This is a genomic window from Pseudomonas sp. DW-iso3 (assembly GCF_058725305.1).
Window position 1 is genome coordinate 20,168 of the sequence record NZ_JBZXDZ010000015.1, and the last position, 16,785, is coordinate 36,952.

General features: G+C 59.8%; 18 protein-coding genes. 5 read left to right on the top strand and 13 right to left on the bottom strand.

Annotated features, from left to right (window positions below):
- Positions 1-92 precede the first annotated feature (92 nt).
- From AC4PS7_RS29080 to AC4PS7_RS29130, 11 genes are all read right to left on the bottom strand, one after another.
- Entirely contained in the window at positions 93-1,043 is a 951-nt protein-coding gene (locus AC4PS7_RS29080) for a FecR family protein (protein ID WP_042571003.1), read from the bottom strand.
- 17 nt (positions 1,044-1,060) lie between these two features.
- The gene (locus AC4PS7_RS29085; protein ID WP_010211526.1) at positions 1,061-1,561 is read right to left on the bottom strand and encodes a sigma-70 family RNA polymerase sigma factor; all 501 of its coding nucleotides are present in this window, start codon (positions 1,559-1,561) and stop codon (positions 1,061-1,063) included.
- A 45-nt stretch (positions 1,562-1,606) separates the two neighbouring features.
- On the bottom strand, positions 1,607-2,290 hold the full coding sequence (locus AC4PS7_RS29090; protein ID WP_137206152.1) for a CGNR zinc finger domain-containing protein: 684 nt from the start codon (positions 2,288-2,290) through the stop codon (positions 1,607-1,609).
- A 96-nt stretch (positions 2,291-2,386) separates the two neighbouring features.
- Entirely contained in the window at positions 2,387-3,001 is a 615-nt protein-coding gene (cysC, locus tag AC4PS7_RS29095; RefSeq protein ID WP_187517111.1) for an adenylyl-sulfate kinase, read from the bottom strand.
- On the bottom strand, positions 2,998-4,227 hold the full coding sequence (locus tag AC4PS7_RS29100; protein WP_010211530.1) for an MFS transporter: 1,230 nt from the start codon (positions 4,225-4,227) through the stop codon (positions 2,998-3,000). Before AC4PS7_RS29100 ends, cysC begins: the two co-directional genes overlap by 4 nt.
- 10 nt (positions 4,228-4,237) lie before the next feature.
- Positions 4,238-5,008 carry a class I SAM-dependent methyltransferase gene (locus AC4PS7_RS29105; RefSeq protein WP_010211531.1) on the bottom strand — a complete coding sequence of 257 codons (771 nt, stop codon included), beginning with the start codon at positions 5,006-5,008 and terminating at the stop codon, positions 4,238-4,240.
- Between the two features lie 7 nt (positions 5,009-5,015).
- Positions 5,016-6,152, bottom strand: a complete 1,137-nt coding sequence (locus AC4PS7_RS29110) for a Rossmann-fold NAD(P)-binding domain-containing protein (RefSeq protein WP_021492059.1) — start codon at positions 6,150-6,152, stop codon at positions 5,016-5,018.
- On the bottom strand, positions 6,149-6,874 hold the full coding sequence (locus AC4PS7_RS29115) for an SDR family oxidoreductase (RefSeq protein ID WP_045792326.1): 726 nt from the start codon (positions 6,872-6,874) through the stop codon (positions 6,149-6,151). The genes AC4PS7_RS29110 and AC4PS7_RS29115 overlap by 4 nt, the downstream gene beginning before the upstream one ends.
- 10 nt (positions 6,875-6,884) lie before the next feature.
- A complete protein-coding gene (locus tag AC4PS7_RS29120; RefSeq protein WP_010211534.1) occupies positions 6,885-7,613 on the bottom strand; it encodes a sulfotransferase-like domain-containing protein in 729 nt (242 codons plus the stop codon).
- Positions 7,610-8,833 (bottom strand): transaldolase family protein, encoded by a 1,224-nt coding sequence (locus tag AC4PS7_RS29125; RefSeq protein WP_492179881.1) that lies wholly within the window; start codon positions 8,831-8,833, stop codon positions 7,610-7,612. Before AC4PS7_RS29125 ends, AC4PS7_RS29120 begins: the two co-directional genes overlap by 4 nt.
- 25 nt (positions 8,834-8,858) lie before the next feature.
- Positions 8,859-9,581 (bottom strand): HAD family hydrolase, encoded by a 723-nt coding sequence (locus tag AC4PS7_RS29130; protein WP_044286946.1) that lies wholly within the window; start codon positions 9,579-9,581, stop codon positions 8,859-8,861.
- 253 nt (positions 9,582-9,834) lie between these two features.
- Here AC4PS7_RS29130 and AC4PS7_RS29135 point away from each other — a divergent pair, with 253 nt between their 5' ends.
- The 4 genes from AC4PS7_RS29135 to AC4PS7_RS29150 all read left to right on the top strand — a co-directional run bounded on the left by AC4PS7_RS29135 (position 9,835) and on the right by AC4PS7_RS29150 (position 13,965).
- The gene (locus tag AC4PS7_RS29135) at positions 9,835-10,635 is read left to right on the top strand and encodes a glucose 1-dehydrogenase (protein WP_045792329.1); all 801 of its coding nucleotides are present in this window, start codon (positions 9,835-9,837) and stop codon (positions 10,633-10,635) included.
- A complete protein-coding gene (locus tag AC4PS7_RS29140; RefSeq protein ID WP_010211538.1) occupies positions 10,628-12,454 on the top strand; it encodes a glycoside hydrolase family 15 protein in 1,827 nt (608 codons plus the stop codon). The genes AC4PS7_RS29135 and AC4PS7_RS29140 overlap by 8 nt, the downstream gene beginning before the upstream one ends.
- Positions 12,455-12,502: 48 nt before the next feature.
- On the top strand, positions 12,503-12,976 hold the full coding sequence (locus AC4PS7_RS29145) for an isochorismatase family protein (RefSeq protein ID WP_010211539.1): 474 nt from the start codon (positions 12,503-12,505) through the stop codon (positions 12,974-12,976).
- A gap of 74 nt (positions 12,977-13,050) precedes the next feature.
- Positions 13,051-13,965, top strand: coding sequence for an alpha/beta fold hydrolase (locus AC4PS7_RS29150; RefSeq protein WP_021492062.1), 915 nt, complete (start codon positions 13,051-13,053; stop codon positions 13,963-13,965).
- On the opposite strand, the gene AC4PS7_RS29155 is transcribed toward AC4PS7_RS29150, so the two are convergent.
- Positions 13,899-14,903, bottom strand: a complete 1,005-nt coding sequence (locus AC4PS7_RS29155) for a GlxA family transcriptional regulator (protein ID WP_021492063.1) — start codon at positions 14,901-14,903, stop codon at positions 13,899-13,901. The two genes, AC4PS7_RS29150 and AC4PS7_RS29155, sit on opposite strands and share 67 nt — an antisense overlap.
- Before the next feature lie 90 nt (positions 14,904-14,993).
- On the opposite strand from AC4PS7_RS29155, the gene inhA reads away from it, so the two are divergent.
- On the top strand, positions 14,994-15,674 hold the full coding sequence (inhA, locus tag AC4PS7_RS29160) for an isonitrile hydratase (RefSeq protein ID WP_021492064.1): 681 nt from the start codon (positions 14,994-14,996) through the stop codon (positions 15,672-15,674).
- A gap of 346 nt (positions 15,675-16,020) precedes the next feature.
- Here inhA and AC4PS7_RS29165 read toward each other — a convergent pair whose 3' ends face one another.
- Positions 16,021-16,650, bottom strand: coding sequence for a LysE family translocator (locus AC4PS7_RS29165; protein WP_021492065.1), 630 nt, complete (start codon positions 16,648-16,650; stop codon positions 16,021-16,023).
- Between the last annotated feature and the right edge of the window lie 135 nt (positions 16,651-16,785).

A 16,785-nucleotide genomic window follows, 5' to 3' on the forward strand; every position in this document is an offset into this window, starting at 1 on the left:
ACCTAATCCTGTGATCGCAAGAGTATGCGACTGTTAATGCAAACCAGTTGCAGTTGCAGGAGAAGACGAAGAACTCGAAAAAAACCTGAATGTCAGCGTGAAATAATTTCCTGGCTGCCGTCCGGCAAGGTCCGCAAGGCCACCGGCAGGATGTGCGGCAAGGCCTTGAGCAAGGCGTCAGTGTCGTTGGCCTTGAACACGCTGGTCAGGCGCAGGTTACCCACCGCAGGCGTACTGACCCGCAACGGACGCTCGCGGTAGCGCGAAACCTCGCGTGCCACTTCGCCCAGCAAAGCGTTGTTGAAGACCAGCTTGCCCGTGCGCCAGGCGGTCAATTCTTCAGTGTTCACCGTGTAGGCCGCTGCCACCGATCCTTTGTTGTCGACGTGGGTGCCCAGGCCAGCCGTCAGCGTCACCAGGTTGTCCGGTGAATCACCCTGTACCTTCACGGTTCCGGCCTCGACCATCACGCGAGTCTGGCCTTCATCACGGCGCACATCAAAGCGCGTGCCGGTCACCGTCACCTGCCCTGCCCCGGCAGCCACGACAAAGGGTCGGCTGGTGTCATGCTCGACGCTGAACAGGGCTTCGCCCTGCTTGAGTTCCACGCCACGCCGGCCTTTTTCATACTGCACCGCGACCACGGTGCGGCTGTTGAGGTCCATCACCGAGCCATCGGGCAACGCCACCTGGCGATGTTCACCCACACCTGTACTGAACTCGGCGCTGTAGGGTTTCGGATGATCGAGCCCACTGAACAGACCCAAGCCCAGGGCCACCGCGATCACACCGGCGGCCACCGCATAACGCAACACGGCACGCCGCTTGGGCCGCTCCACCGGGGCTTCGCACAACGCCTGCAAGCGCGCTTTAGGCAGCAAGCCGGTGGCACTCCAAAGGCCTTGCAGCACATCAAATTCATATTGGTGATCGGGATGCTCATTACGCCATGCGTCGAAGCGCTGGCGTTCGGCAATGCTCAACTCGGCGTCCTGCAGGCGCACAAACCATTGCGCGGCTTCGTCTCGGGCACGGTTGTCCATCGTGGAAGATCCTTGGGTCATGGCGCCATCGCGTCCAGGCGGTCGCGCAGATGCCGCAGGGTGCGGATCATATACTTTTCCACCATGTTTTTAGACAGGCCCAGGCGTTCGGCGATTTCCTGCTGGGTCAGGCCCTCGATTTTCTGCCAGATGAAAATCTTGCGGCAGTTGAGCGGTAACTCAGACAAGGCCCGCTCGATAGAGTCCGCCAACTGGATCGCGTGCATGAAATGCTCCGGGTCGCCACTGTTGGGCGAACGCTGATCAAAGGCTTCCAGCGTGATAGCTTCGCGACGGTCTTCACGTCGATAGGCATCCACTGCGATGTTGCGCGCGGTTTGATGCAGATAAGCGCGCGGTTGCTCAACCTCGCTGGATTTTGACTCCAGCACCCGCACAAAGGTGTCATGGGCCAGGTCTTCGGCCTGTTGACGGTTTCTCAGGCGGCGCGTCCAGGTTCCGATCAACTCTTCGTAATGTTCGAAAAAGCCTGTTCTGCGGGGCGGCTGAGGGATCATCGCGGGTGCACTGGGGAGGCGGGGCGTGAATAGTAATGCTTCCTATTAAGAGGAGCAATTGCTACCCGTCATATCACCTCGAAACGAGTGTGTGCTGCCCACCTGCCTCAGACGACTGAGTTTTTCACGGCTGCCGCACACGCTCATCTGACACCATTTGCGCTGCTTGTTCTTGGAGATGTCGAGGAACACCCAATCGCAATCAGTGGCGCTGCAACTGCGCAATGCGTGCAGTTCACCGGACACCAGTAACTGCGTGGCCTCGATGGCCAGGCGCCCGAGCACCATGGTCGTCAGCTCCTGCGTCGTGGTGCAGGGCTTCCACGCCCAGGCAGGTTTGCCATCGACAGAACACAGCACCCGCCAGGCAACGCCTTGCTGGAAGGCCCGGTTGATATGCTGCAACGCGTCATCGGGCGCGGCCCCTTGTAACGACAACGGATAGAACGCCGCGTACAGGCATTCCCTGAACGCGATGATCGCATCCAGGTCCGGCTGGTAGGCCATCGAAGACTCGAACACCATCGGCTTGTAGTCGTCAAACTCTCGGGCCGAGATCAACGACGCGTGCACTGCCCACTCGAAGAAGAACTGGAGACTGGTGAGCCGTTCTTCCATGACCTTGAGCGAAGTGCCAGGACGACGGCCGTTGGTGGTATTGATAAAATCCAACACCCGGGCCCCACCAATCAAACGGATCGATTTTGCAGTGCCCGTAAAATGTGTCATGCCTACTCCTGAAAAAACGCGTTCTCCCTGCGATGGCGCAGATTACCTTGTTTTTTCAGCATGCAGACAGTGTCATCCTCGCGCAAAGACAGACGGCTAGGTGTGACCGTCGTTATGCGCCACCCAATCAAGAATCGTCGCGACCGACTGTTCCACTGAAAGCGCCTGGGTATCCAAATGCACTTCCGGAAACACCGGTACATCGTAGCGGGAGTCGATACCCGTGAAGTTTTTGATCAACCCGGCGCGGGCTTTTTTATACAGCCCCTTGGGATCACGTTTTTCCGCGGTTTCCAACGGCGCATCCACATGCACTTCGACGAAAAACTCGTTGCCGATGATCGAGCGCGCAAAGTGCCGGCTGGCCGACGAAGGTGAAATCAGCGCCACGATCACGATCAACCCCGCCTCCAGCATCAACCGCGCCACTTCGGCGACGCGACGGATGTTCTCGTCGCGGTCGCTGTCGGTAAACCCCAGGTCCCGGCACAGCCCGCCGCGTACCGAATCGCCGTCGATAATGGCAGTGATTCGCCCCTGCTCCTGCAGCGCGATATCCAACGCATCAGCAATGGTCGACTTCCCGGACGCGGAGAGGCCGGTCATCCAGATGACCACGGGTTTGTGTTTCATGCTCGGATGCCCGGCGCGCCGGCGGCTGAACGCAAAGGCGTGCAGGTTCTGGTTTGAAGTGTCTGGAAAATAACTCATGACTGCTCGCCCTCCCCGACCGAAATGGGCCGTTTACCCAACAGGAACACCATCACGCATTGCACGAACAGCAACAGCGCCACCACCCAGTAGACCGTCGAAAACGACCCGGTCAAATCCTTGGAAAACCCGCCCAGGAAATTGCCACACACGCCACCCAGGCCGATCAACACGTTGGCAATACCGAAGGCCTGGGTCAGACGGCTGACCGGGACGATTTGCCCGATATAACTGGGGACCAGCCCGAAGATGGGATAGAACGCCAGCGCAAACAGAAACGCCGCCAGATAGAACAACGGCAGGCTGTTGAAACTGAACACCAGGCTGGCGGCCAGCCCCGCGCTCAGGAAACACATTGCCAGCGACGCGCGCACGCCCACCTTGTCGGCGATCCAGCCCACCAGAAAACCCGACGCCATGCCTACGGCACCAAGGGTGGTCCAGATAAACCCGGCGTCCCGTACCGACACACCCAATTCATCGCGCAGGAACGGTGCCAGGTAAGTCTGGAACGGCAGCAACGCCATGCCATTGAGAAAGGCAATGGCCCAGGTCAGGTACAACGAGCGACCGAGCCAGGGTTGCTGACGGTCAAAGGCGGTGGTGTCCTCGCCGGAAAACCCGGCGTCCTGGCCCGCAGCCAGGTTGCGCAACAGAAACCACGCCACCCCACACAGGGCCACCGAGATCAGCCCGGCGGTGAGCCAGATCGAGCGCCAGCCACCATTGAGTGTCAGAAACGACACCAGCAAACCGTTGATGAATACGCCGTAGCTGGTGCCGCTGGAAATCAGCCCCATGACCCGCGAGCGATTGCCCGGGCTGAAGCCCTTGGTAACGATCTCCGCCAACGGGATATACACCGAAGCGGAACAGCCACCGAGCAAGATCAACAGCGCCCCCGACAACCAGATGCTGTTACTGACGCTTAACCCCAGCAGCGCCAGGGACGTCATCACCGTAGACACCAGGCTGATTTTCCATCCCTCGAAAAACCGGCTGATATAGCTGGTAACCGATGAAAACAGCAGGAAACCAATCTGCGCGCCGCCGGTGATCAGGCCCACGGTGGTGTAGTCGAAACCGATGTCGCGGCGCATGTCCACCACCAGGTTGGCGAACAGGTAAACGCCAAAACCATAAGTGCTGGCCACGAACCCGGTGAGGACCACCGCCAGCACGACGCTGTCCAAGGGGCGCGCATTGCTCTGTACGAGTGTGCTCATCAAGCCCTCCTTATTCGGCGCGCGCAGTGTGGATGACGAAATCACAATCCATCATGTCGTAGTCCAGTTCGAAATCACCGTAACTCTCATGGTGGGTGAACCCGGACTTGAGCACCTCCCCCTTCAATTCGCCCGGCAACAGGGGATAGACCTGCAGCCGGTACAGTTCCGCGTTATCAAAGGAATAGATGAACTCACAAAGGTGCTCATCGACCTGTCCCAGGCTGACCGACGCGTTCTTACCGCAGTAATAGTAATTTCCGCTGGCCTTGTAGTTGCCGGCACGGATGGCGAAGAAATTGCGCTGATCCACAATCAGCAAACCACCCGGTTTGAGCAAAGCCCTGAACCTCGCCAACACCCGCAACCGATCGTGGGCGGCGAAGACATGGCACAGCGAACTGCCCAGGCACACCACGGCGTCGAACTGGCCCAGTTCCTGGGGATCCAGTGAGTGCCAGTCGCGATAATGGGACTGAATGTCCAAGCCATGTTTGCGAAAGTTCGCCCGCGCCTTGGTCAACATGGTGCTGCTGCCATCCGTGGCAACCACCTCAAAGCCCGCCTGCTTGAGTTGGACGGCATGGAAACCGCTGCCCGTCGACACGTCGATCACCGAGCGCACACCGTGGCTACGCAGCAGGTTTTCGAAGAACCCGCCCTCCCCGGCCTTGCGTTTTTCCCAATCGATCAGCTCATCCCAACGCTCGACGAAATCCGCCGAATATTGCCTGGCATAGCTGGGTACATCGTTGTGCTTGCGCCCCGATATCTGATTCATCACACACCTACCAGGTTGAATTTTTGAAGGCCAGGTATTTACTCGCCAGCTCATGGGCAAACTCGGCGGACTGCTCGATGGACATGGTGTTCCTGGAGTACCCCAGCATCGATTGCATGACGGCCATGCAGTGCGGGTTGTAAGTGACCGAACCATCACAGTGGATTTCGTCGATGCCGTCCTGGCTCTGGCAGATGCTATTGATGCGCACCGCCTCATCCTGTGGACAAGCCTCGGAGAACTGCACCTGGATCCGCCCTTCGTGCAGCCACACTGGATAGCCGCCCGGAAGCCCGAGAGGACCCGGCGCATGCACCAGGACCGGCACGGACGAGAACAACCCTTCGATGACCGTGACCGCAGAGCACGCGGTGAGGAATTGCCCATCCACCCCGCCCAGGCGACGGAACTCGGACTTCACCGTTGAGAAAATCGCCTCGGCCGGCAGGCGCGCCACCTCTGGCCGATTGCGCACGTCATACAACAGGCGGTAGCTGGCACGCGGTGGCAAACCACCGCGCGGCACGTAGTGGCTGAAGTAGTGCTGGGCATACAGCTGCACTTGCACATCAGCGGGTGCACATTCAAGCAAGCGTGCGATGGAAAGACGCACGGCCGGAACCAGATTGGCCACATTACCGACGCCAATGTCCGGCGCCAGGCCGATGCGCGCCAGGATCGGGTTGACCGCATCGGGGAACGCCGCATTCACGGTTTTGGTAGCGATGCCGGAGGCTTTCACCGCCTGCATCAAGCAATGCATCAACGTCAGGTGCATGGGCAGCCAGGGACCGAACTGGGCCTGGTCGAGCTTCTCGAACGACAACTTGGGCAACCCGGTGATGACCCGCCATGACTGCAACGACGCGCAGTTCACCAGCATATCCGGGGCTTCTTCACGTAACAGCCGCGTGACCTTGCCGATGTCCGTCAGGTCGGCAATCACCGGTTTGATGTCGATAAACTGGCCCAGTTGCGCACAGGACAACGCCACCAGGTTGCACAGCCGGATCGTGGCCTCCTCATTGCGGCCCAACACCACAAACTCGAACGCGTTTTTCGGCCCCAGAATCTTCAGGATCTGCAGGCACAGGTTGCCAGCGCCCACCAGCAACAGTTTCCTCTTGCGTACCGGGAGGCTCATCGTGGGTAGGCTCCATTGTCGACCGGAATCACTCTGCCAGTGATATGGCGCATCGCATCGCCCACCAGCAGCAAGATGACCTCGGCCACGCCACTGGGCAGGATCGGGTCCTTGAGCACTTCCTGGCGGGCGTACTCGGCGCGTCGGTATTCGGGGATGGTGCCGTAGATCGCGGTTTCATGGATCAGTGCCGGGGAGACCGCGTTCACCCGTACGAACGGCGCGAAGTTCCAGGCATTGGCCTTGGTCAGGCCGATCACCGCCGCCTTGGTGGCGCCGTAGAGCGCATCGCAGCTGCCCACTTCACCGGCCACCGAAGCGATGTTGACGATGCTGCGCGGGGCTTCATGCTGCATTTCCCGTTCGGCGAAGTCCTTGGAGAGGTAAACCAGTGCCTTGAGGTTAACGGTGAGGATCTCGTCTATCTGCTCATCGGAGTAGGCATAGACACTTTTGCCGTGATAAATACCGGCGTTATTGACCAGGCCGTCAATACTTGCATGCCGCTCATAAAGCATTGGGATAAACCCCTTGATAACAGCCATATCCGAGAAATCAGCACTGTGCGCCTCGAATACATCAGCACCATACAGACCTTGCAGCACGTTAAGGCCCTCGGCATCCTTGTCCGCACCGATCACGAAATAACCCTGCTGAATCGCCAATTCCACAGTGGCTCGGCCAATTCCGTTGGCCGCTCCAGTAACAATCAACTTTTTCATACAACAATCCCTATTGGCAAAATTCATTCATGCGCGCGTAAAACGTTCGATGGTATTCATACATCGCCTTTAACTTCGGATACTGTTCGACTGCTTCAATATCGACGCCCTGCTTATCTGGCGAAACAATCCGCTCACTGTTTTCCGCTTCGACATGCCAACTACGCCACGTCTTCCATTGTTGTGGGCACTCACGTTTCCACGTCATGGCGTGTGGCAGAAACTCTATATTCAGGTGATCACACAATTTGCGAATCACCCGCTCCGGTTCTGCGGCCAAATCATCGGCATTGATCACATAAGGCACTTTGCCCGTCAGTTTGGTGACGACACAAAATATGTCGTACAGCGCTTTATGCCCGATGGCCTGCAAGGGCATTTCGGGATGCACCCGATGATGGGAAATAATGCTGCTGGCGGGTTCGCGAATAAGAAAGATATTGTCCTGTTGCGCGAGAAAACCAATATCAACTTTCAAGTCATCCAAACAGTGATAACACATGTCTTTATGAAAGACATTCGCACGCTCACGGGCATCAAGCAGATGTTCTTTAATGCCTTGGTAAGTCGTGGGCAAACTGTGATCCCACTCATCAGAGGGGATCGCCGAGTCCTCGGAGAATGCCATATGCGCAAAAGGCTCATGGAAGACCTCGAAATCGCCCCGCTCGATAAATACGCGCTCAAGCACCGTGGAGCGCGAACGTGGATGCGCCCACAACCCGATCATCCTGTTCATGCGACCACCCCAAATTCGGCGGCGAGCAACACGTTGAGTGCGCGTTTGAACGGTCTGGCCACTGGGCAGAGCCGAACGCAGTAATCCGCCAGGCGCCGATGCGCGCTGTTGGCTTCATTGCAGGCGTTGATAAAGGCTTCATGGTTACCGAAGTCGTACGGTTCAATGCTGTCGACAAAGTAGGCTTCGTAGAAATAGGGGATGCGAATCAGCTTCGCAAAGGTCGACGTGGGCGGTTTCTGGTGCTCCAGCGCGGGTACGACGGGTTTGCCATGGCTTTCGCGCTCGATCAGGAACTCCACCACCTCCGGTGTCAGCGTGTAGCAGGTCGCCGTCTGCCCGGTCTTCTCCAGATGCCAGCAATGCTTGTTGCCACGTTCGTCCACATCGACCTTTATGCTGGAAAGCAGGGTCTTGACCGGCACGCCCGAGGCCGCCACCAGCGCCTGGATCTGCTCGTAGATCAACAACTCAGCCCAGCGCAGTTCCTCGGCACTCAAGGCCAGACCACGCTCGGCAGCCTGCAGTGTGAACTCGGGCTGGCAGGCGAAACGCCCGATCATGAAGGTGATCACGTACTTGCAGCGCCCGGTGTCGATCCCGTTGCTGCGCGCAGTCGCCAAGCCGCGCTCGATGGCTTGGATACCGGCCTGGAACTGCGCAACCGTGAAGCAGAAGGTGATATTCACCGACCCACCCTGGGCCACCAGGTGTTCGACCGTGACCAGCCCTTCCAGACTGCCGGGCACCTTGACCATCACGTTCGGCGCCAGGCGCTGCAACTCCAACCCTCGGGTGATCATCCGTTCGGTACAGCGCACGTCAACCGGGTCGACCTGGGCGGAAATCCAACCTTCGACCTGTGCCGATTGCACCCACCGTGGCATCAGCGTCGCGGCACCTTCAACAATGACCTCGTTGTACAACTGCTTGCGCAACTCACTGGGAGACAGGTTGGCCAAGTTGAAACGTGAGGACCAATACTCACGCTTATCGAGGATCACGGCCGTCACCAACCGGGGGTTGGTGGTCGCACTGCACAAGCCCCAAGGTTGGGAAAACTCATCCGGCATCAACGCTTCTATATAAACCGCGGCCGCCGGGTATTTTTCCAGCAGGTGTTGTTTGTACGGCAGGTACACGGCAGGCGACGAATCCCACCACACTTCTGAAGATTGATCGTTGCGTTTGAGCCGTTCCAGGTAACCAAGTGTGTTCACAACGCCGCCTCCCTGAGTTAATAAGTCAATTGAAAATGGTCAATACTTCACGCATGTCGGCAATCGGCAATGCTCCCGCCGCGGCCAATTGCGCATGCCGATGCGGTGGACCAAAGCCCAGCACTTTTATTTGGGCAGCAACGGCTGCCTGGATACCCGTCACACTGTCTTCAACTACCAGCGCATCACTCACATCAATACTGTAAGTGCGACAAGCCGTCATAAACACCAACGGATCGGGTTTCCAACGACCCAATTCATAACAGCTGAATATCCGCCCTTCGAAATAAGAAAACAGTCCAGCCAGGCGCAAACAGTGTTCTATCTTGTTGCGTGGTGCACTCGAGGCGACGCAATAAGGCACTTCCAAACTTTCCAGCACTTCGACTATTCCTTCCGTCGCTGTCAACCCGAGTGTCAGCGCGTGCAGCGCTCGCTCGCGAAAGCGTTGTTCAAACACTTCGTCCACACTGATATTTAATATCTGCTCGGCTTCGCGCAAACACTCAGCAATCTTCCGCCCACGAAAGTGTTCGGTGAAATGTGTCACATCAAGCATCGTGTCGCCCTGAACAAGAGCATTAAGCATGGAGATCAATACAGACAGGGTTATTTCTTCACTTTGGACGAGGACACCATCGCAATCGAAGATGACTAACTTAGGCACGCCAACTAACTTATGCACGCCAACTAAGGCCGCTGCTTTTACCTGAACGGGTAGTTCCCCTATATCGGCCGAATGGCACATGGATTTCTCTTATAGGTGGCCCCGCGATGACTTCCGAACTACCAACGGAGCGGGTTGATGTGTGCCTATAAGACACGCGGCGAAAAAGCCTGTCAAACGCTTTTGAGCGGTTTTTTAGTATCTTATGGTTATTTTTTATAGTTCTGTTATTCCATTTTTCACCATGGTTGTAGTCGCTAATTTCACACGGGTGAACTTCCTTTGCGCGCGATCAGTCAGCTACTTGAACTCACGAATTCAAGGTCGGTGAGCAATGCGTATTTCGTTGGAGCAACAAGTGGCGCTGGTGACCGGTGCCAGCTCCGGAATCGGTGCCGGCGCGGCCAAGGCGCTGGCGCAAGCCGGAGCGGCCGTGGTGCTCAATTACAACAGCCAGGCCGCACCGGCCGAGGCCCTGGCAGAGCAGATCAACGCCGAGGGGGGCCGGGCGATTGCCATCGGCGCCAACGTCTCAAAAGAAGACGATGTAGAGAGGCTTTTTGCCCAGACCCTGGATGCCTTCGGTCACCTGGACATCCTGGTGGCCAACTCCGGGATGCAGAAGGACGCCAACCTGGTGGACATGAGCCTGGACGACTGGAACGCGGTGATCGGCGTCAACCTCACCGGCCAGTTCCTGTGTGCCCGCGCGGCGGTGCGCATCTTCAACCGCCAGGGCGTGCGCGAAGGCGTATCGCGGGCGGCGGGCAAAATCATCCACATGAGTTCGGTGCACCAACTGATCCCCTGGGCCGGGCATGTGAATTACGCAGCGTCCAAGGGCGGCGTGGAGATGCTGATGCGCACCCTCGCCCAGGAAGTCAGCGAACAGCGCATCCGCATCAACGGCATTGCGCCGGGGGCGATACGCACCGCGATCAATCGCGCGGCCACCGAAGGCGCAGCGCAGAAGGAACTGTTGAAGCTGATCCCCTACGGGCGAGTCGGCGACGTGGAAGACGTGGCCAACGCCGTGGTGTGGCTGGCCAGCGATGCGTCCGATTATGTGGTCGGCAGCACGCTCTTTATTGATGGCGGCATGAGCCTTTATCCGGAGTTCCGTGGCAATGGTTGATTTGAAGAACGAACAACAAAGCCCCATCGATGCCCACGGCATTATCGGCGATATGCGCAGTGCCGCACTGGTTAACGACAAAGGCAGCATCGACTTCTTCTGCTGGCCGGAATTCGACAGCCCGTCGATCTTCTGTTCGCTGCTGGACAGTCCCGACGCCGGCATTTTCCAACTCACCCCGGACCTGCCCAACGCCCGTCGCGAACAGATCTACCTGCCCGACACCAACGTGCTGCAAACGCGCTGGCTCAGCGACGAGGCCGTGGTGGAGATCACTGACTTGTTGGCCATCAGCGAGGACGTTGATGACCTGCCGCTGCTGATCCGCCGGGTGCGTGTGGTCAGTGGCAAGGCCGACATTCATCTGCGCTGTGCGGTACGCCACGACTACGCGCGAACGCCCACCCAAGCCACCCGTGACGATGGCACGGTGTGCTTCAGCGCCGAAGGCCAACCCGGTCTGCGATTGTCCGGCAGCTACCCGCTGCAGATCAAAGACGGTGCCGCCGTGGCCAGCTTTACCCTGGGCCAGGAAGAAGGCGCCGAGTTCGTCCTCGGTGGCCAGGAGGATGAACGGGTGGACAGCCGCTGCACCGACCTGGCGCTGGCCCACACCTTGACGTTCTGGCGCGGCTGGATCGCGCAATCGAACTACCGCGGGCGCTGGCGCGAAATGGTCAACCGCTCGGCCCTGGCCCTCAAGCTTTTGACCTCGCGCAAACACGGCGCAATCATCGCCGCCGCCACTTTTGGCCTGCCCGAGACGCCCGGCGGTGAGCGCAACTGGGACTACCGCTACACCTGGATCCGCGATGCATCGTTCACCGTCTACGCCTTCATGCGCCTGGGCTTTGTCGAAGAAGCCAATGCCTATATGCGCTGGCTCAAAGGCCGGGTCAGCGACTGCTGCAACCAGCCGACCAAGATCAATATCCTGTACGGCATCGACGGCCGCCAGGAATTGCCGGAGGCCGAACTCGACCATTTCGCCGGCCACGGCGGTGCCAAACCCGTACGCATCGGCAACGAGGCGTTCGACCAGATCCAACTGGACATCTATGGCGAACTGATGGATGCCGTCTACTTGGTCAACAAGTACGGCGAGGCCATCTCCCATGAAGGCTGGAAACACACCGTGGAGGTGGCCGATCAGGTCTGTGAAATCTGGAACACCAAAGACGTGGGCATCTGGGAAATGCGTGGCGAGCAGCATCACTTCCTGCACTCACGACTGATGTGCTGGGTGGCGCTGGACCGCGCCATCCGCCTGGCCTCCAAGCGTTCGTTGCCGGCGCCGTTTGCACGCTGGGACCAGACTCGCCAAGCGATCTACGCCGACATCTGGAGCAACTTCTGGAACGAAGAACGCGGGCATTTCGTGCAGCATACCGGCACCACGGCGCTCGACGGTTCCATGCTATTGATGCCGTTGGTGAGGTTTGTCGCGGCGACCGATCCACGCTGGCTCTCGACCCTGGAAGCCATTCAGAAAAGCCTGGTGCGCGACGGCATGGTCTACCGCTACCGCAACGACGACAGCCAGATCGACGGCCTGCAAGGCACCGAAGGCGCGTTTGCAGCCTGCTCGTTCTGGTACGTCGAATGCCTGGCCCGCGCCGGGCAAGTGGAAAAGGCCCACCTGGAATTCGAACAACTGCTGCGTTACGCCAACCCTCTGGGCCTCTACGCCGAAGAGTTCGACAACCAGGCCCGGCACCTGGGCAATACACCCCAGGCCTTGAGCCACCTGGCGTTGATCAGTGCGGCATCGTTTCTGGACCGTAAACTCAGCGGGCAGAAAACCACCTGGCAACCCTGAAGTGGCCTGTGCACAATGGGCAGGCCCTCGACTACGGACAGGAACGCCATGCGCCAGGTACTGCTGATCATCGACGTGCAACCTTCCTTCAACCCGCCCACGTGGCTGGTGGACGGCATCAACGCCCTGCTCGGGCGCATGCCGTCAGTCGCCACCGTGGAACGCCATGACGAAAGCATCACGCCCTTCGCCCGGCAGCTCGGCTGGCAACCGGCACCGAATGACCAGAGCCTGATTGCAGCCGACCGCATCTTTATCAAGCATGGTTACGCCCCGACACCCGAGACCGTTGCCTACCTGAAAAGCCTCGGGCCAGAGCGCGTACTGGTGTGCGGCATCCAGACCGACACCTGTGTGCTGGCGGCGGGGTTTGCGCTATTTGACGCGGGGTTGCAGCCGACCTTGATCAGCGATCTCACGATGGGTTCGTCGCTGGACCGGTCGGGGCAGCTGGGCGTGGACCTGTGGCGGCATCACTTCAAGCATGTGCTGTGCCGCGCCGACCTCGGCCTGGACACGTAACGCCCCAGCCTTCAATCCCGCACCCTGCCGTCACGCCTTTCGGCTAGAGTTCCAGCACCTGACAGGAGCCCGCCATGACCATCGCCTTCCCCCTGCACACCGTGCGCACCACCCTGCTCGACGTGGCTTATGAAGCCCACGGCCCACTCGACGGTACGCCGGTGATCCTGCTGCATGGCTTCCCCTACGACCCGCGCGGCTATGACGAGATCGCGCCGGTACTCGCCGCGCGCGGGTGTCGGGTGTTAGTGCCGTATCTGCGCGGTTATGGCCCGACGCGTTTTATCAACGAGCAGGTGATGCGTTCCGGGCAACAAGCGGCGTTGGCCAAGGACCTGCTGGATTTCATGGATGCGCTGGGCATTCCCCAGGCGACCCTCGCCGGCTATGACTGGGGTGGGCGTGCCGCGTGTATCGTCGCGGCGCTGTGGCCCGAGCGGGTGCGCGGGTTGGTGACCGGGGATGGCTACAACATCCAGGACATCGCCAAGTCACTGAAGCCCAGGGCGCCGGTGACGGAGCATCGCTTGTGGTATCAGTTCTACTTTCACACCCAGCGCGGCGTGGACGGCCTGACCGCCAACCGGCGTGAACTGTGCAAGCTGTTGTGGGCACTGTGGTCGCCGTCCTGGGCCGAGGGGCCGGGCCTTTATGAGCAGACCGCGTCGTCGTTCGATAACCCGGATTTCGTCGAGGTGGTGATTCACTCGTATCGCCATCGTTTCATGTACGCGCCCGGCGACCCGGCGTTGGAATCCATTGAAGCCGCGCTGGCCCTGCAACCGACAATTTCAGTGCCGAGCATTTCGTTGTGCGGCGCCGATGATGGCGTGGGCCCGCCGCCCGACGAGGATGATGACATCGAGCATTTCAGCGGGTTTTACCGACGCCAGGTGCTGCCGGGCGTGGGCCACAATATTCCTCAGGAAGCGCCACACGCCACGCTTGATGCGCTGCTGGAACTGCTTGGCGAAAAGCGCTCGCGGTAGGCCTGGGGCGTCACCGACAGGGCGCGAAGGAAGCTGCGTCGCAAGGTCTCTTCACAGCCAAACCCGCACTGCACAGCGATGCGTTTGATCGATGCGGTGCTGTCCGCCAGTTGGCGGCGCGCGGTTTCGACGCGGATCAACTCGACGGCGCGTGCCGGGGTCTGGCCGGTTTCGGCACGGTAGTGGCGCACGAAGCTGCGCTCGCTCATGCCGGCCTGGGCGGCCAGGGTGGGGATGTTCAGGTCGAGGGTCAGGTTTTCGGCCATCCAGGCGTGGAGTTCGGCGAAACGGCTGTCGTCTTTTTGCAGGGACAGGGTCACGCTGAATTGGGACTGACCACCGGGGCGCTTGAGGAACACCACCAGGTGCCGCGCCACTTCCAGGGCGATGGCGCGGCCCAGGTCTTCCTCCACCAGCGCCAGGCACAGGTCGATGCCAGCGGTGACACCGGCGGACGTCCAGACCGCACCCTGCTGAATGAAAATCGGGTTGGACTCCACCGTCAACGAAGGAAATTTGCGCGCCAGCTCTTCACAACGGGTCCAATGAGTGGCCACGCGACAACCGTCGAGCATGCCGCTGGCGGCCAGCAGGAACGCGCCGGTGCAGACGGACGTCATGCGCCGGGTGTGTTTGGCTTTCTCGCGCACCCAATCCACCAGGGCCGGGTCTTCGGCAGCGCCGTACACGCCCCAACCGCCGGCGATCACCAACGTATCGCACGGCGCGACCGCAGCCGGTAACGGCTCGGCCACCAGGGCCAGGCCGGCGGAGGTCATCACCGGTTCCGCTTGGGCGGCGATCACCGACACCGCGTAAGGCAAGGGTTCGCCGCGCTGGCGCGCCAGGTCATTGGTGGAGGCGAACACCTGCAGCGGCCCGGTCACATCGAGCACCTGGGCATTATCGAAAGCGAGGACGTGAACGATTCGAGGCATGATTGGCGTGATTCGTGGGTTCAATGGCGTATTCGCCAAAGCCTAGGCCTCTAGAGTGAAGCCGTCCACCCCTTTCACGGAGCTTCATTCATGACCTTGCAGATCGGCTTTCTGTTGTTCCCCGGCATCCAGCAACTGGACCTCACGGGCCCCTACGACGTGCTGGGTTCACTGCCGGAGGTGAACCTGCACCTGGTGTGGAAAGACCTGGAACCCATCACCTCCAGCACTGGCCTGGTGTTTACCCCGACCATGACCTACGCCGACTGCCCGCGCCTGGATGTGATCTGCGTACCCGGCGGTTCCGGCGTGGGCGCACTGATGGAAGACCCGCAGACCCTGGATTTCCTCAAGGTCCAGGCACAGACCGCGCGCTACGTGACCTCGGTGTGCACCGGCTCGCTGGTACTGGGCGCGGCAGGTTTGCTACGGGGACGCAAGGCGACTACACACTGGGCCTACCACGACCTGCTCGCCCCGCTCGGCGCCATCCCCGTACACGAACGCGTGGTCCGTGACGGCAACCTGCTGACCGGCGGCGGCATCACCGCCGGCATCGACTTCGCCCTGACCCTGGCGGCCGAGTTGTACAGCGAGGCGGCGGCGCAACTGGTGCAGTTGCAGATTGAATACGCCCCCGCGCCACCCTTCGACTCCGGCCGCCCGGACACCGCGCCCCAGCACGTGCTGGAAGAAGCCAACAAGCGCACCGTCGAATCGCGCAGAGTGCGCGGTGAGATCGTCGCGCGCGCGGCGGCACGGTTGGGCTGACTCTGCCAAGCAGCTGCAGGCGCCGGCTTGTCGGCGATAGTCGTAGGTATCTAAACGCTAACCACGATGCGAAGGGAGCCGCTCTTGATCTTGATCTAAGGCGGTCCCCCAAATCCTTGTCGGATTACGGGCACACCGAGCCTAGGCGAGGTGCCGAGTGTTGGGGCAAGAGCGCTTTGGTTACTTTCGCGCTTTTCGAAAGTGACCCGCCGTAAGGGCGGAACCAATAGCCGCCGTTACCTAAATAACGGATATATACCCGGTCAGATCCAACATCCAGGTCGGCTGTCAGGCCGCCTTCGCAGGCAAGCCAGCTCCCACATTGATCAGCCGTACTCTCTTCAAGTCAGGTTGGGCGAGACATCACCGCCAAGCGCACCGCCAACACCGTCAACACCGTCGCCAACCCCCATTTCTGTAGCCAGGCCCCCTGTGAGCGACGGGCAAAAAACCGACTCAGCGCCCCACCAAAAATGCCCAACAGCCCATGAAATACAGCTGCAATCACGGTCAACACCCCCCCAAGCACCATCAACTGCACCGCAATGTCCCCTGCTTCCGGCCGTACAAACTGCGGCAAAAACACCACAAAAAACAGCAACGCCTTGGGATTGAGCAAGCTATTGAGCATGGCCTGCAAAAACACCCGGCCCAAGGGCACACGGTCGATGTGCCCCGCATTCGGCACGGGGCGTTTCTGCAAGGTCTTGAACACCAGCCACAACAGGTAGACCACCCCCGCATACCGGATCACGTCAAAGGATGGCGGCCAACTGGCAACCAACGCCGTCACCCCGGTAGCGGTCAAGGCGGTCAACAGCACGTCGGCCACGCCAATACCCAGGGCCGATGCCATCCCCCCGCGCCAACCATGGGTGACGCCATGACTGACCACAAAGGCCATGTTCGGCCCCGGGGACAACAGCAACAACAGCACAGCACCGGAAAATACCGCCAGGGTCGCCAGGTCGATCATGCTCAAGCCTTCCACCGGGAAAAGCCTGCAGATTAGTCCGTGCATCCAGGGCGGACAAAAAATTGTGCTGGATACATTGCGCTGCGGCAATTGCGAAGCGTCATGAGCAACGATTAGAATGCGAAACATTATCAA

Excerpts from the sequence above, each read along its gene's own strand:
- AC4PS7_RS29150 (WP_021492062.1), top strand. The coding sequence starts at position 13,051 with ATGACCATCGCCTTCCCCCTGCACACCGTGCGCACCACCCTGCTCGAC.
- AC4PS7_RS29120 (WP_010211534.1), bottom strand. The coding sequence starts at position 7,613 with ATGAACAGGATGATCGGGTTGTGGGCGCATCCACGTTCGCGCTCCACG.
- AC4PS7_RS29140 (WP_010211538.1), top strand. The coding sequence starts at position 10,628 with ATGGTTGATTTGAAGAACGAACAACAAAGCCCCATCGATGCCCACGGC.
- AC4PS7_RS29135 (WP_045792329.1), top strand. The coding sequence starts at position 9,835 with ATGCGTATTTCGTTGGAGCAACAAGTGGCGCTGGTGACCGGTGCCAGC.
- AC4PS7_RS29145 (WP_010211539.1), top strand. The coding sequence starts at position 12,503 with ATGCGCCAGGTACTGCTGATCATCGACGTGCAACCTTCCTTCAACCCG.
- AC4PS7_RS29110 (WP_021492059.1), bottom strand. The coding sequence starts at position 6,152 with ATGAGCCTCCCGGTACGCAAGAGGAAACTGTTGCTGGTGGGCGCTGGC.
- AC4PS7_RS29115 (WP_045792326.1), bottom strand. The coding sequence starts at position 6,874 with ATGAAAAAGTTGATTGTTACTGGAGCGGCCAACGGAATTGGCCGAGCC.
- inhA (WP_021492064.1), top strand. The coding sequence starts at position 14,994 with ATGACCTTGCAGATCGGCTTTCTGTTGTTCCCCGGCATCCAGCAACTG.
- cysC (WP_187517111.1), bottom strand. The coding sequence starts at position 3,001 with ATGAGTTATTTTCCAGACACTTCAAACCAGAACCTGCACGCCTTTGCG.
- AC4PS7_RS29105 (WP_010211531.1), bottom strand. The coding sequence starts at position 5,008 with ATGAATCAGATATCGGGGCGCAAGCACAACGATGTACCCAGCTATGCC.
- AC4PS7_RS29100 (WP_010211530.1), bottom strand. The coding sequence starts at position 4,227 with ATGAGCACACTCGTACAGAGCAATGCGCGCCCCTTGGACAGCGTCGTG.
- AC4PS7_RS29085 (WP_010211526.1), bottom strand. The coding sequence starts at position 1,561 with ATGATCCCTCAGCCGCCCCGCAGAACAGGCTTTTTCGAACATTACGAA.
- AC4PS7_RS29080 (WP_042571003.1), bottom strand. The coding sequence starts at position 1,043 with ATGGACAACCGTGCCCGAGACGAAGCCGCGCAATGGTTTGTGCGCCTG.
- AC4PS7_RS29090 (WP_137206152.1), bottom strand. The coding sequence starts at position 2,290 with ATGACACATTTTACGGGCACTGCAAAATCGATCCGTTTGATTGGTGGG.
- AC4PS7_RS29130 (WP_044286946.1), bottom strand. The coding sequence starts at position 9,581 with ATGTGCCATTCGGCCGATATAGGGGAACTACCCGTTCAGGTAAAAGCA.
- AC4PS7_RS29165 (WP_021492065.1), bottom strand. The coding sequence starts at position 16,650 with ATGATCGACCTGGCGACCCTGGCGGTATTTTCCGGTGCTGTGCTGTTG.
- AC4PS7_RS29155 (WP_021492063.1), bottom strand. The coding sequence starts at position 14,903 with ATGCCTCGAATCGTTCACGTCCTCGCTTTCGATAATGCCCAGGTGCTC.